The sequence below is a fragment of the uncultured Sunxiuqinia sp. genome (assembly GCF_963974515.1).
Classification (GTDB): Bacteria; Bacteroidota; Bacteroidia; order Bacteroidales; family Prolixibacteraceae; genus Sunxiuqinia.
The window spans coordinates 25,606-39,051 of sequence record NZ_CAXBDD010000012.1 but is presented as its reverse complement, the minus strand read 5'-3'; the positions used below and the strand labels follow the sequence as shown (position 1 = coordinate 39,051).

The window sequence follows — 13,446 nt, the reverse complement described above, 5'->3', positions numbered from 1 at the left end:
ACGAAGTTGGTTTTAACCATTTTCAATTGTGGCTTGGTGTCTTCGTGCTTTATTTTTTTTCGAGTCAGATTTTCAATATCCAATAACGAATATTCAATTATCAATTTCCAAGGAACCCAAATAGCTGGATGCTTATCTTCTCACACGCTCTCCATCTCACTCTCCCAAATTCCTCTTCGTGTTTTAAACCGTCTTCCTTTTACTGCTGTTGCCGGTATTCGGTTGGTGAAATTCGGAACTGGTTTTTAAAGCATTTGGCAAAATACGAGGGGCTTGAAAAACCCACTTCGTAAGCAATTTCGGAAACCGTTTTGCCACTGTTCCGCAGCAGTTCAAGCGAACGTTTCAGCTTAACAGATACGATAAACTCGCTGACCGACATATCCGTCAGCTTTTTAATTTTTCGATACAGATGTACCCGCGAAATGCCCAGCTTGTCGCTTAGTTCTTCCACCGTCAGATCGTTTTGGGTTTCATTGTCCGTGATCAGAGAGGAGAGCTTTTTGAGGAACTTTTGGTCGAGCCGGTTTAAGGGCGTGTCCTCCGATTTGAAGTCCAGCTTGTCTTTGTAGTGTTCGCGTATCTTTAGGCGAAGCTCCAGCAGTTTTTTGACCCGGATGAGCAAATGCTGGCTGTTGAACGGTTTCATGATATACGAATCAGCCCCTTCTTCCAATCCTTCCAACTTGTGTTCCAGCGAGGCTTTGGCCGTAAGCAGGATGATCGGGATGTGGCAGGTTTTTATATCCAGCTTTAGCTGCTTGGTCATTTCAAGTCCGTTCATCCGGGGCATCATCACATCGCTGATGATTAGATCGGGTTCGTCCTCGATGGCCATTTTCAAGCCCGATTCCCCGTCCTCCGCTTCAATAATTTGGTATTGATTGCCAAGACAGGTTCGAACGTATTCGCGTACATCCGCCACATCTTCCACCACCAGGATGATCGGCTTGTTTTGCTCCATTACCGGCTGCGCCCCGATTCCGGGTTGACCTCTTTGTTCACTAATCAGCAGCGTTTCTGTATCTTGGTTGGGTTCACGAACTATGTCATCCACCTGTTCTGGTTTCAGGTGTTCTTTACCCAAGGGTAGGGTAAGGGTAAAGGTTGTGCCTTGCCCTACCTGACTTTCGAGCCGGATTTGCCCCTGGTGCATTTCTACAAACTCTTTGGAAAGGCTTAATCCTAGCCCGGTACCTTTAAAATGATGTGATTTTTCGGCTTGAAAAAAGCGGTCGAAAATCCGTTCGGCATACTTCGGATCGATTCCTTCGCCCGAATCCCGGATTTCAATTTCAATTTCCTTTTCAAAAAGCTTATTGAGCACCGCTTTTGGCTTTTTTACCAGCAGCGAGATCTTGCCATTGCTGGGGGTGAACTTAAAGGCATTCGATAACAAATTAAAAAAGACTTTATCAAGTTTGTCGCGGTCAATCCAAATGGCTTGGCTTTCGATTTCAGAGTGAAATTGAAAATCAATGTGGTTTTTTTCGGCCAGGTAGGCAAACGACTCCTCTTTTTCCTTCAAAAAATCAATCAGATCTACTTCGTAGGCAATGAGTTTCATTTGTTTGTTTTCCAGCTTCCGGAAGTCCATCAGCTGATTGACCAGACGAAGCAGCCGCAACGAATTCCGGTGCATGAGCTTGAACTGTCGTTGTTGTTCTGGCGAAAAGTTCTCCGAGTGCATCAGGTTTTCAAGCGGGCCGGTGATCAAGGTAAGCGGGGTTCTGAATTCGTGCGAAATATTGGTAAAGAACCGGAGTTTGGTTTGGGTGGCTTCCTCGAGTTGCTCGGTCACTTCCATCAGTTTGTCGCGTTGTTGCTTGATGGCCAGATTTTGCTTTTCAATCTTCGCGTTTTTCGCTTCCAGTTTTAGGTTAGCCAGTTTTTTGTTTCTGAAAGCATTGAAGACCAGGAACACCAAAATGACGATCAGTGCCAGCAGCACAATGGTAAAGGTCAAAATAAGCCGTTGGGTTTGATATTTTGAAATTTGAATGTCCAGAATGGACCTTTGGGCTTCAATTTTTTGTTGAAGCAGTTCCACTTGGTCGGTTTGCAACTTCAAGACTTCGGCATTGGTCGAGTCAATAACAATGGTTTCCAAAATATTTTCGCGTTCGAATGGCTGATTATTTAAAATCCGACTGGCTATTTGGATGGCTTTTTCGCCTCCCGTGGGATAATAAAAGGTGGCGTCCAGTTTTCCGTCAATCACGGCCTGTAGTCCTCCCCGATCTCCGGGCAATCCGTCGATACCCAAAAAATAAGCCTGTTTGCCGGGTTGGTAGGTTTCTTTTACGTCGTAAGCTTCTTTGGCCATCACATCGTTATAGCCAAAAACCAAATCGAAATCAATGCCCTCGCGCATCACCTGTTCCATCACAGTTCGGGCTCCGTCCCAGTTCCATTGGCCCGATTTTGAATAGACGATTTCAATCCCGGGGTAGTTCGACAAAATTTCAGTAAAGCCCTTGCGGCGTTCAATCGCTGGCGAGGAACCGTCGAGCCCCCTGATTTCGACAATTTTGCCGCTTCCGTTGAGCAGCTTGGCGGCATATTTCCCGGCTTCCTGCCCAATCTTATAGTTGTTTCCCCCAATGTAGGCGGAATATTGGTCGGTGTTGACCTTCCGATCGATTACAATCACCGGAATGCCCATCTGGTAAACCTTCTCAACAATGGGCGTAATGGGTTCCGACTGGTTGGGCGAGATGATCAGCAAATCAATGCCGCTTTCCATGAATGCTTCAATTTGTTCAATTTGCCGGTCGCTGTCATCCTGCGCATCTTTAATGATCAGGTCAAGGTCGGGGAAAAATGCCAGCTCAATTTCCATTACCCGTTGCATAGTTTGGCGCCAGTAGTCGGAGGTGGTGCATTGAGAAAAGCCAACGGTGTATTTTTTACTGGCCAAGGCCTGGTGTTGGCAAAATGAGAGCAGCAGAACGAAAGCCAATAAGGTGGTCCAAAACCGGTGCATACGTTAGAAGTTTAGTTCGCTCAAAAATACGGAATATTCAACGAAGATTTGCTGTCATTGCCAACTGGATAAGAAAGAATGCGGTCTGTGACAATTGATTGTCCGGTGTCCTGCCCAAGCCATTTTGTTACTGTTTCACCAATCCCGTTAAGTCTCCTCCAGCCCTTTTAACCTTTCTGCAGTCCTTTTGCAGCAGCGACCTTCCTTGTTAACATTTTTGCCGTGCTAAGATTTGGTTTGGCCCTGTTGAACTGGGCGAGTTTTTTTTACAAAACTTTCAAAGCCCCCTGGAAAATAAAATAGGAGGGAATTAAACTCGTTTCCCTCCTATTCAGTCTATGGGATCGTTCAGGCGCTATTTGTATTCACCCCAATGTTTAATGGTAATTTCATCTGGTGTATGTTTACAGAATGAATAAATAAAAGCACTGGCCAGTCGTGCATTGGTAATCAGTGGCACGTTGTAGTCGATTGAATTTCGGCGAATTTTATACCCGTTACTCAACTCGCGCTTGGTGTAATTCTTGGGAATATTCACCACCAGGTCAATTTTTTTCTCCCGAAGATATTCGATGGTATTTGGATGCTGGTCTTCCTCATCGGGCCAGTGCAACATGGTTGATTTTACTTTATTTTCGCGAAGGAAGCGGTGAGTTCCCTCGGTTGCAAAAACATTATAGCCCTTTTCAACCAACATGCGGGCGCTGTTCAGCATTTCCAGCTTCGAACGGGCCGGCCCCGAAGAAATCAGGATGTTCTTTTTTGGGAAATTATAACCAACGGATAACATGGCTTTCAAAAGCGCTTCGTAAAAGTTTTCTCCGATACAACCTACTTCCCCTGTCGACGACATATCAACACCCAAAACCGGGTCGGCATTCAACAGGCGGGCAAAGGAGAACTGCGGTGCTTTCACGCCCACATAGTCCAGCTCAAACAGTGATTTGTCGGGCTTCAGGTAAGGAACTCCCAGCATGACTTGCGTGGCGATTTCAATCAGGTTGATTTTCATGACCTTCGAAACGAACGGGAAACTACGTGATGCCCGCAGGTTACATTCAATCACCTTGATGTCGTTGTCTTTAGCCAGAAACTGCATGTTGAAGGGGCCCGATATTTCAAGTGCTTTGGCTATTTCGCGCGAAATTCGCTTGATACGGCGGATGGTTTCCACGTATAATTTTTGTGGTGGAAATACAATGGTTGCATCACCCGAGTGAACTCCGGCGAACTCCACATGCTCCGAAATGGCATAAGCAACCACTTCGCCCTTATCGGCAACCGCGTCAATTTCAATTTCCTTGGCCAGCTCAATAAATTCGGAAACGACAACCGGGTGTTCTTTCGATACGTCGGCTGCCAGCTGCAAGAAATGCTCCAGCTGGTCTTCGTTCGACACCACATTCATAGCTGCACCCGAAAGGACATAAGAAGGGCGGATCAGCAGGGGATAACCTACTTCTTCAACAAATTTGTAAATGCCCTCGATGCTTGTTAGCTCGTTCCAGCGTGGCTGGTCAACACCCAGCTCATCGAGCAGCGAGCTGAATTTTTTGCGGTCTTCAGCGTTATCAATTTTTTGTGCTGAAGTACCCAGAATCGGTACATCCTGAGCGGCCAGTTTCATGGCCAAATTGTTCGGAATTTGCCCGCCAACCGACAGGATCACACCCTTGGGGTTTTCCAGGTCAATCACATCCATTACACGCTCAAACGTTAGCTCATCAAAGAACAGGCGGTCGCAGGTGTCGTAGTCGGTACTCACTGTTTCGGGATTGTAGTTGATCATGATGGAGCGGTAGCCTTCCTTGCGGATGGTGTTGATGGCATTGACCGAACACCAGTCGAACTCCACCGAACTACCAATGCGATAGGCGCCCGAACCAAGCACAATTACGGAGTTGTTATCCTTCGGAAAGTCAATGTCGTGCTCTGTGCCATTGTAGGTCATGTACAGGTAATTGGTCTGTGCCGGATATTCGCCGGCCAGTGTGTCAATCTGCTTCACAACCGGCTTAATGTTTCTTGCTTTTCGGTGCTCGCGAACTTCAATCAGCTTGGCGTTCATCTCTTTGTTCGATGCTTTAAGCACAAGTCGAGCGATCTGGAAATCGGAGAAACCTGCTTTTTTCGTTTCAAGCAACAGGTCGTCCTGAAGTTCGGGCAAGCTTTGTATCGGAAGCAGGCGTTCTTTTAGCTTGTGTATCTTGTATAATTTTTGAAGAAACCAACGGTCAATCTTGGTCTTCTCATAAATTTGATCAATCGAATAGCCCCGGTCGAAAGCCGATGCAATGGCAAAAATTCGGCGATCAGTGGGATTGGTCAATTCTTCGTCAATCTGTTCGATGGTGATTTCTTCGTTATTGGCAACAAATCCGTGCATTCCGATGCCAATCATCCGGATTCCTTTCTGGATGGCTTCTTCAAAGCTTCGGCCAATGGCCATAATTTCGCCAACGGATTTCATTGAACTCCCGAGGTTTTTCGAAACCCCGCTAAACTTAGTGAGGTCCCAGCGCGGGATTTTACAAACCACATAGTCGAGTGCGGGTTCAAAACAAGCGGTGGTGACTTTGGTTACCGAGTTGCTTAGTTCGTGCAGTCCATAGCCCAAGCCCAGTTTAGCAGCCACGAAAGCAAGTGGATAGCCGGTTGCTTTTGATGCCAGCGCTGAAGAACGCGAAAGGCGTGCATTCACTTCAATCACCCGGTAATCTTCGGAAAATGGGTCGAGCGCAAACTGCACGTTACATTCTCCAACAATCCCAATGTGGCGTATAATCCGAATGGAGACCGACCGCAGTTTGTGGTATTCCTTGTTTGATAAGGTTTGTGAGGGAGCAACAACAATGCTTTCGCCAGTATGGATTCCGAGGGGGTCGAAATTTTCCATATTACAAACGGTGATGCAGTTGTCGTATTGGTCGCGCACCACTTCATATTCTACTTCTTTCCAGCCTTTCAGCGACTCTTCAACCAAGATCTGGGGTGAGTAAGAGAAAGCACTGGATGCCAGTTGTTGAAGTTCTTCGTCATTTTTGCAGAATCCACTACCGAGGCCACCCAAGGTATAAGCTGCCCTGATAATGATGGGGAATCCCAGTTGCTTGGCAGCTGCTTTGGCTTCGGCCATGTTGACACATGCAATACTACGCGGCGTTAAAACTTTTATTTCACCTAACTTTCCGGCGAAAATCTGGCGGTCTTCCGTGTCAATAATAGACTGAACCGGCGTTCCTACCACCTGAATGTTGTATTTCTCCAGGATTCCTTGACGGAATAAATCAACCCCGCAGTTCAGGGCTGTTTGTCCGCCAAAGGCTAGCAGAATCCCATCGGGTTTTTCTTTTTTAATCACCTGTTCCACAAAGAAGGCGGTAATCGGCAAAAAGTAAATCTTATCGGCAATTTCCTGTGATGTTTGGATGGTGGCAATGTTCGGGTTGATCAGAACCGTTTCAACACCTTCTTCTTTTAAGGCTTTCAGCGCCTGTGATCCGGAATAGTCAAACTCCCCGGCTTCACCGATCTTCAATGCTCCTGAACCCAGAACGATCGCTTTCTTTATACTTTTATTTAATTGGTTACTCATTTCAAGCTGTGTTATAAAAATTAGGCTTTCTGCTTAAATTCAATAATATTTTGAATGAACTCATCAAACAAATACTCCGTGTCAACCGGGCCGCTGGAGGCTTCCGGGTGGAATTGGGTAGAGAAGAACGGTTTCGATTTGTGCCGAATCCCTTCATTGGTGTTGTCGTTTACATTAATAAACAAAGTTTCCCAATCGTCAGATAGTGATTCAGGTGAGACGGCATAACCATGGTTCTGCGAAGTGATGAAGCAACGGTCAGTTCCCGTCAGCAAAACTGGCTGGTTATGACTACGGTGCCCGAATTTTAGCTTGAAAGTATCAGCACCGGCAGCGCGAGCCAGTAGTTGGTTGCCCAGGCATATTCCCATGATGGGTTTTTCGGTTTTCATGACCTTTTTGATATTCTCTACTGTTTTTTCGCATCGTGCCGGATCGCCTGGGCCATTCGAAATAAAGACACCGTCGTATTCCTCGCCGGAGAAGTCATAATCCCATGGCACACGGATAACCGTGGCATTGCGTTCGAGCAAGCAACGGATGATGTTGTTTTTTACCCCACAGTCAATCAACACAACTTTGTGCTCGCCGTTGCCGTATGTTTCTTTTTTCTGAATACTGGCAATGGCCACCAGGTTTTCCTTGTTGGGATCGTAAAAATCAATCGGTTCATCCTCAAATTCGATTTTTCCCAGCATCGATCCTTTGACTCGCAGAACTTTGGTGAGTGCCCTTGTGTCAATGTCATATAAGCCCGGAACTTTCGATTCTTTTAACCAGTCACCCAAGCTTTTCTGGGCGTTCCAGTGACTGTATTCCGAAGAATAGTCCGAAATAATCAAGCCGCTGATGTGTACTTTGTGCGACTCGTAGTGCGCATGAATCCCTTCATCCAAAAGGTCGGTCGGAACACCGTAATTCCCGATCATCGGGTAGGTTGAAACCAAAATCTGACCAGTATATGAAGGATCTGTTAAACTTTCCGGATAACCGGTCATGGCCGTATAAAAAACCACTTCACCAGCGATGGAGTGATCATATCCGAACGATTTTCCTTCAAATCTGGTCCCATCCTCTAAAACCAAACTGACTTTCTTTGCCTGTGTCATTATAATAATCGCTTATAGATTAAAAAAAATGCGTCTGACTACTGAAAGTAGGGCAAACGCATCGTGCTTATTTCTTTTAAATAATGTCTTTTCTTCACCGTCATATTTGTAATACTTCGAAACGTTCATCTTGCAAAAATGTTCTTATCTGAACGATTCGGCTACAAAAATAGAAATAATTCCGGAATAAAAATTTGAATTCAGCAAAAAATGCATATTTTTGCATGAGTATTGCATATATATACAAAATGAAGAATCGCACGAAAAGACAGTTGGCCATTAAGCGGATCATTACTTCAAAGGAAGTTAGCAGCCAGGATGAGTTGCTTATACAATTGAAGGAAGATGGATTCGATTTGACCCAGGCCACTTTGTCGCGCGATTTAAAGATTTTGAAAGTCGCCAAGGTGCCACATTTCAACAAGGGATATGTTTATGTGATTCCAGAAGGGGTAAGTGTGGAACCGCAGCGGGAAAATACCCGGGTTAATTTTTTGGTTGACGGCTTTCGTGATTTGCAATTCTCCGGAAATTTGGCTGTGTTAAGAACACGACCGGGCTATGCCAGCAGCTTGGCGGCTGTGCTAGATAATGCCGATCCGTACGAGATTATTGGAAGTATAGCGGGGGATGACACCATTTTATTGGTGATGAGAGAGGGTGTAACTCCCAGTGATTTAATTAATAGTCTGATTTTGGTGATGCCAAAATTAGAAGACAAAATTGGATAGTTGAATTGACTCAATGAAAAACATTAAAGATATAAAAGTAACGGCGGCAAATGTTTCGCATTTGAATTATGTTACTGAGATAAATGATAGCATCGACCTGGCTTCGAAAGAGCGGGGAACGGGTATTGCTCGTCGGTCGGATGAATACATTACCAACAAAATTACTGAAGGTAAGGCGATCATTGCGTTGGAAGGTGAAACTTTTGCCGGTTTCTGTTACATCGAATCATGGGGGCACAATCGTTTTGTGGCCAACTCGGGTTTGATTGTCGTGCGTGATTATCGTGGAATTGGGCTGGCGCGGGAGATCAAACGCAAAGCGTTCGAATTGTCACGCACCAAATTTCCAAAAGCCAAAATTTTTGGTTTGACAACCGGGCTGGCTGTGATGAAAATCAACCATGAACTGGGTTATCGTCCGGTAACGTTTTCGGAGCTGACGGATGATGAAGACTTTTGGAAAGGATGTCAGAGTTGTGTGAATTACGATATATTGACGCGCACCGGCCGTTCGAAATGTTTGTGTACTGGCATGCTGTTTGATCCGGCCTGGGAAGAAAAGAAGGTGAAACAAGAGGAGAAACCAAAGCGTAATTCCTTGTTGGAAATGATTGGAAAATTGAAGCCTAAGTCCCATTCGAATGGCAAAGGTTCAGGGATTAATCTGTTTAAAAGAATAATACAACATATGAGTGATGGCACCGTTCGGCAATCATTGCAGGATTAATTTTCTTCAGATGATCCCAAAATTGTATTGAGTTGATTAATCAATTCATGAGCATTGCAGTTGCGGGAAATAATAAGGTTAGTAAAGTTGTAAGTTTTCAGTAGAAATGCTGAATTGGTGTCATCACTTTTATAAAAAAAATAGAACATGAAAGAAAAAGTAGTATTGGCATACAGTGGAGGTTTGGATACTTCATTTTGCGCAAAGTATTTGTCGGTCGAGAAAAATCTTGAAGTTTATACAGCAATTGCTAATACTGGTGGCTTTGGTGCCGAAGAGCTAAATGATATTGAAAGACGGGCTTATGAGCTGGGATCAGCCAAACATGTGACACTGGATGTAACGGACACCTATTACAATAAGTGTATTCGCTACATGGTGTATGGCAATGTTTTGCGCAATAATACTTATCCGATTTCCGTCAGCTCCGAACGGGTTTTTCAGGCCATTGCCATCATTGAGTATGCCAAGAAAATCGGCGCTAAATATGTGGCGCACGGCAGTACTGGTGCTGGAAACGACCAGGTTCGTTTCGACCTCACTTTTGAAGTGCTGGCACCCGATATTAAAATTTTAACGCCAACCCGAGATTTGCAATTGACCCGGCAGGCTGAAATCGACTACCTGAAGGATCATGGAGTTGAAGCGGATTGGTCAAAAATGGCGTATTCCATCAACAAGGGATTGTGGGGAACAAGTATCGGCGGTAAAGAAACGCTGACTTCGGAGAAAACCTTGCCGGAAGAAGCTTATCCTTCACAACTCAAGGAAAAAGGCGAGAAGGAAATTTCGCTTGATTTTGTTGAAGGTGAGCTGAAAGGTGTGGATGGAAAAAAATACTTTAACACAGTGGATGCCATTCGCGCTTTGGAAGCCCTGGCTGCTCCTTTTGCCATAGGCCGCGATATGCACATTGGCGATACGATTATCGGTATCAAAGGGCGCGTAGGCTTTGAAGCTGCTGCTCCCATGCTGATTATTAAAGCACACCAAATGCTTGAAAAGCACACCTTGACCAAATGGCAAATGTACTGGAAAGAACAATTGGCAAACTGGTATGGCATGTTTTTACACGAAGCCCTTTACCTGGATCCTGTAATGCGCGACATTGAGAAGTTTCTGGAAAGCACTCAGGAAACCGTGACCGGGAAAGTCATCATCAAACTGAAACCGTACCATTATGTGCTGGTCGGCATTGAGTCGGATTACGATTTGATGAAATCAGATTTTGGCGAGTACGGTGAAATGAACAAAGCATGGACAAGCGAAGATGTAAAAGGCTTCACCAAAATATTGGGAACGTCACTGAAAATTTACAATTCAGTCAATAAAAAATATTAATTCGGAGAATTTTTGATGATTCAAGTTGGAATAATAGGAGGAGCAGGATATACCGCTGGTGAATTGATTCGCATTTTGCTGAACCATCCCGACGCAGAAATTGCTTTTGTGCAGAGCAGTAGCAATGCCGGTAATTTGGTTGATGCTGTTCATCGCGATTTGATTGGAGAAACAAGCTTGACATTTGAGGCTGACCCGGATTTGACCAAGGCGAATGTTTTGTTTTTATGCATGGGCCACGGAAAATCAAAGGAGTTCATTGAAAAAACGGGTCTTCCTGATTCCGTAAAAATCATTGATTTGAGTCATGATTTTCGTTTGAAAGCCGAAGGAAATGACTTTGTTTATGGTCTGCCCGAAATAAACAGGGAAGTGATCCGAGCATCGAATCGCGTTGCCAATCCGGGCTGCTTTGCCACAGGAATTCAATTGGCAGTGCTGCCACTAGCTGCTGCTGGCTTACTGAAAAATGAATTGCATGTGAATGCCATTACCGGATCTACCGGGGCGGGGCAGGCTCCAAGTAAAACGTCGCACTTTAGCTGGCGAAACAGCAACGTGTCGGTTTACAAAGCGTTTCAGCACCAGCACTTGGGTGAGATCCGCCAAAGTTTTACTCAGCTTCAGAATTCATTTGACTTTGACATCAACTTTGTACCGGTGCGCGGAAATCATACCCGGGGTATTTTTGCTTCGGTATATACTGATTTTGAAGGAACTGCCGAAGACGCAGTTAAACTCTACGAAGATTATTATGCCACCCATCCGTTTGTTTTTGTTACCAGCGAAAACCCGGACGTGAAACAGGTGGTGAATACTAATAAAGCTGTTCTTTATTTGGAGAAGCACGGGAGCAAATTGTTGATTTTGAGCGTGACGGATAACTTGCTGAAAGGTGCTTCGGGACAAGCGGTACAAAACATGAACCTGATGTTTGGCCTGGATGAAAAATCTGGATTGAATTTAAAACCGGTGTCATTTTAAAAGGACTATGAAATTATTTGATGTATATCCATTGTTTGACATTACCCCGGTAACAGCCGAAGGGTGTTATGTATGGGATGATGCCGGAAATCGTTACCTAGATTTGTATGGTGGTCATGCGGTTATTTCCATTGGGCATAGCCATCCGGTGTATGTCAGTAAAATTAGTGAGCAGTTGCAGCAGATAGGCTTTTACAGCAATTCGGTGAAGATTCCGCAGCAACAAGAGTTGGCTGACAAACTGGGTCAACTGTCCGGGTTGGACGATTACCAGTTGTTTTTGTGTAACTCGGGTGCCGAAGCCAATGAAAATGCGCTGAAGCTGGCTTCGTTTGCCACCGGTCGAAAAAAGGTCATCAGCTTCAAAAGAGGCTTCCATGGGCGGACATCGGCTGTCGTTTCAGTAACTGACAACCCAAGGATTATAGCACCGCTTAACGAAACCGATAATGCGGTGATTTTACCGTTAAACGACATTAAAACCGTGGAAGCGCATCTCAAAGCTGAAGATGTTGCTGCGGTGATTATCGAAGGTATCCAGGGAATTGGGGGCATTCATGTGCCTGACCCAGATTTTCTGGAGCGTTTAAGCGTGCTGTGTAAAAGATATGGCTCCTTGCTCGTTTTGGATGAAATTCAATCTGGCTATGGGCGAAGCGGAAAGTTTTTCGCTTTTCAATACACCAATGTTCGGCCCGACATCATTGCGATGGCCAAGGGAATGGGCAATGGTTTCCCGATTGGCGGTGTTTTAATCAGCCCAGAACTAAAGCCTTGGCACGGCATGCTGGGAACGACTTTTGGCGGAAATTACCTGGCTTGTGCTGCGGGAATTGCGGTGCTGGACATTATGGAACAGGAAAACCTGGTCGTCAATGCTCAAAACGTAGGAGATTTCCTTCTCGAAGAACTCTCTGGGATCAGCGGTGTTAAAGAAATACGGGGTAAAGGTCTTATGATCGGAATTGAGTTTGAAGAAGAAGTAAAGCCCATTCGTCAGAAGTTGCTGTTTGAAGAGAAAATATTCACCGGAGTATCTGGTGCCCATATTATTCGTTTGCTACCTCCATTGTCGTTAACGGTGGAACAGGTATCTTATTTTATCGAGAAATTTGAAAAAGTTTTGAGTGAGTTACGTGTTCATTCAAACGAAATAGACTAAAAATGAAAGTCGGAAAAATTACCATTATAGGAGCAGGAAACATGGGCGGAGCCATTGTCAATGGCCTGTTGAAATCGGGTTACGTGGAGCCTGCATCCATTACAATTGCCGATCCCCGAAAAAATGTTTTAGAGGGATTTGAAGCTAAGGGAGTCAATACATTTCAGGATAATCTGGAAGCGGTAAAAACGGCCGATTTGGTTATTTTGGCAGTTAAACCGTACCACATCGAAAAAGTAATTGACCAGATAAAACCGGCATTAACTTTGGGCAAAATCATCGTTTCCATTGCAGCAGGCGTATCCTTGGGTGATTTGGCCAAACTGATTGGTAACGAATCCATCATTTTCCGGGTGATGCCCAATACAGCCATTTCCTTACAGGAATCGATGACCTGTATTTCCGGTAATGGTCAGTCTGACGCGCACTTGGAAACCGTACAATCGTTATTCGATCAGTTGGGCAAGACGGTTGTCATTACTGAAGAGTTGATGGCGGCAGCAACCGTTTTGGCATCGTGCGGAACCGCATTTGCCTTGCGCTATGTGCGCGCGGCGATGCAAGGAGGCGTTGAGATGGGCTTTGGGGCTGAAATGGCCCAGTTTATAACCGCTCAGACGGTGAAGGGAGCGGTGCAGCTGATTATGAATACTGGCCATCATCCAGAGCGGGAGATTGACAAAGTGACCACGCCGAGGGGAATCACCATTACGGGGATTAATGAGATGGAACACAAGGGGTTTAGCTCGTCGGTTATTCAAGGTCTTATTGCCTCTTTCAACAAAATTGAGCGTGGCTAGAAACAGGAAAC

The 13,446-nt window shown here is 45.1% G+C and carries 9 protein-coding genes; 6 read left to right on the top strand and 3 right to left on the bottom strand.

What is annotated here, in order from left to right; genetic code table 11:
- Positions 1 to 199: 199 nt before the first annotated feature.
- The 3 genes from AAC033_RS05280 to carA form a co-directional block, all read right to left on the bottom strand.
- Positions 200 to 2,986: a substrate-binding domain-containing protein gene (locus tag AAC033_RS05280; protein ID WP_339736156.1), complete on the bottom strand. Its 2,787-nt coding sequence runs from the start codon at positions 2,984 to 2,986 to the stop codon at positions 200 to 202.
- A 355-nt stretch (positions 2,987 to 3,341) separates the two neighbouring features.
- On the bottom strand, positions 3,342 to 6,581 hold the full coding sequence (gene carB, locus AAC033_RS05275) for a carbamoyl-phosphate synthase (glutamine-hydrolyzing) large subunit (protein WP_339736154.1): 3,240 nt from the start codon (positions 6,579 to 6,581) through the stop codon (positions 3,342 to 3,344).
- A gap of 20 nt (positions 6,582 to 6,601) precedes the next feature.
- The gene (gene carA, locus AAC033_RS05270; RefSeq protein WP_339736152.1) at positions 6,602 to 7,690 is read right to left on the bottom strand and encodes a glutamine-hydrolyzing carbamoyl-phosphate synthase small subunit; all 1,089 of its coding nucleotides are present in this window, start codon (positions 7,688 to 7,690) and stop codon (positions 6,602 to 6,604) included.
- Between the two features lie 224 nt (positions 7,691 to 7,914).
- Between carA and AAC033_RS05265 the strand changes: the two genes are divergently transcribed.
- The 6 genes from AAC033_RS05265 to proC all read left to right on the top strand — a co-directional run bounded on the left by AAC033_RS05265 (position 7,915) and on the right by proC (position 13,435).
- Positions 7,915 to 8,421: an ArgR family transcriptional regulator gene (locus AAC033_RS05265; protein WP_339736150.1), complete on the top strand. Its 507-nt coding sequence runs from the start codon at positions 7,915 to 7,917 to the stop codon at positions 8,419 to 8,421.
- A gap of 13 nt (positions 8,422 to 8,434) precedes the next feature.
- The gene (locus AAC033_RS05260) at positions 8,435 to 9,148 is read left to right on the top strand and encodes a GNAT family N-acetyltransferase (RefSeq protein WP_339736148.1); all 714 of its coding nucleotides are present in this window, start codon (positions 8,435 to 8,437) and stop codon (positions 9,146 to 9,148) included.
- A 147-nt stretch (positions 9,149 to 9,295) separates the two neighbouring features.
- Positions 9,296 to 10,489 carry an argininosuccinate synthase domain-containing protein gene (locus AAC033_RS05255; RefSeq protein WP_339736146.1) on the top strand — a complete coding sequence of 398 codons (1,194 nt, stop codon included), beginning with the start codon at positions 9,296 to 9,298 and terminating at the stop codon, positions 10,487 to 10,489.
- Between the two features lie 15 nt (positions 10,490 to 10,504).
- Positions 10,505 to 11,473 carry an N-acetyl-gamma-glutamyl-phosphate reductase gene (gene argC / locus AAC033_RS05250; protein ID WP_339736202.1) on the top strand — a complete coding sequence of 323 codons (969 nt, stop codon included), beginning with the start codon at positions 10,505 to 10,507 and terminating at the stop codon, positions 11,471 to 11,473.
- Positions 11,474 to 11,480: 7 nt separating this feature from the next.
- On the top strand, positions 11,481 to 12,635 hold the full coding sequence (locus AAC033_RS05245) for an aminotransferase class III-fold pyridoxal phosphate-dependent enzyme (protein WP_339736144.1): 1,155 nt from the start codon (positions 11,481 to 11,483) through the stop codon (positions 12,633 to 12,635).
- 2 nt (positions 12,636 to 12,637) lie between these two features.
- Entirely contained in the window at positions 12,638 to 13,435 is a 798-nt protein-coding gene (proC, locus tag AAC033_RS05240) for a pyrroline-5-carboxylate reductase (RefSeq protein ID WP_339736142.1), read from the top strand.
- Positions 13,436 to 13,446: the final 11 nt, after the last annotated feature.

Excerpts from the sequence above, each read along its gene's own strand:
- carA (WP_339736152.1), bottom strand. The coding sequence starts at position 7,690 with ATGACACAGGCAAAGAAAGTCAGTTTGGTTTTAGAGGATGGGACCAGA.
- AAC033_RS05260 (WP_339736148.1), top strand. The coding sequence starts at position 8,435 with ATGAAAAACATTAAAGATATAAAAGTAACGGCGGCAAATGTTTCGCAT.
- carB (WP_339736154.1), bottom strand. The coding sequence starts at position 6,581 with ATGAGTAACCAATTAAATAAAAGTATAAAGAAAGCGATCGTTCTGGGT.
- AAC033_RS05245 (WP_339736144.1), top strand. The coding sequence starts at position 11,481 with ATGAAATTATTTGATGTATATCCATTGTTTGACATTACCCCGGTAACA.
- AAC033_RS05255 (WP_339736146.1), top strand. The coding sequence starts at position 9,296 with ATGAAAGAAAAAGTAGTATTGGCATACAGTGGAGGTTTGGATACTTCA.
- proC (WP_339736142.1), top strand. The coding sequence starts at position 12,638 with ATGAAAGTCGGAAAAATTACCATTATAGGAGCAGGAAACATGGGCGGA.
- AAC033_RS05280 (WP_339736156.1), bottom strand. The coding sequence starts at position 2,986 with ATGCACCGGTTTTGGACCACCTTATTGGCTTTCGTTCTGCTGCTCTCA.
- argC (WP_339736202.1), top strand. The coding sequence starts at position 10,505 with ATGATTCAAGTTGGAATAATAGGAGGAGCAGGATATACCGCTGGTGAA.
- AAC033_RS05265 (WP_339736150.1), top strand. The coding sequence starts at position 7,915 with ATGAGTATTGCATATATATACAAAATGAAGAATCGCACGAAAAGACAG.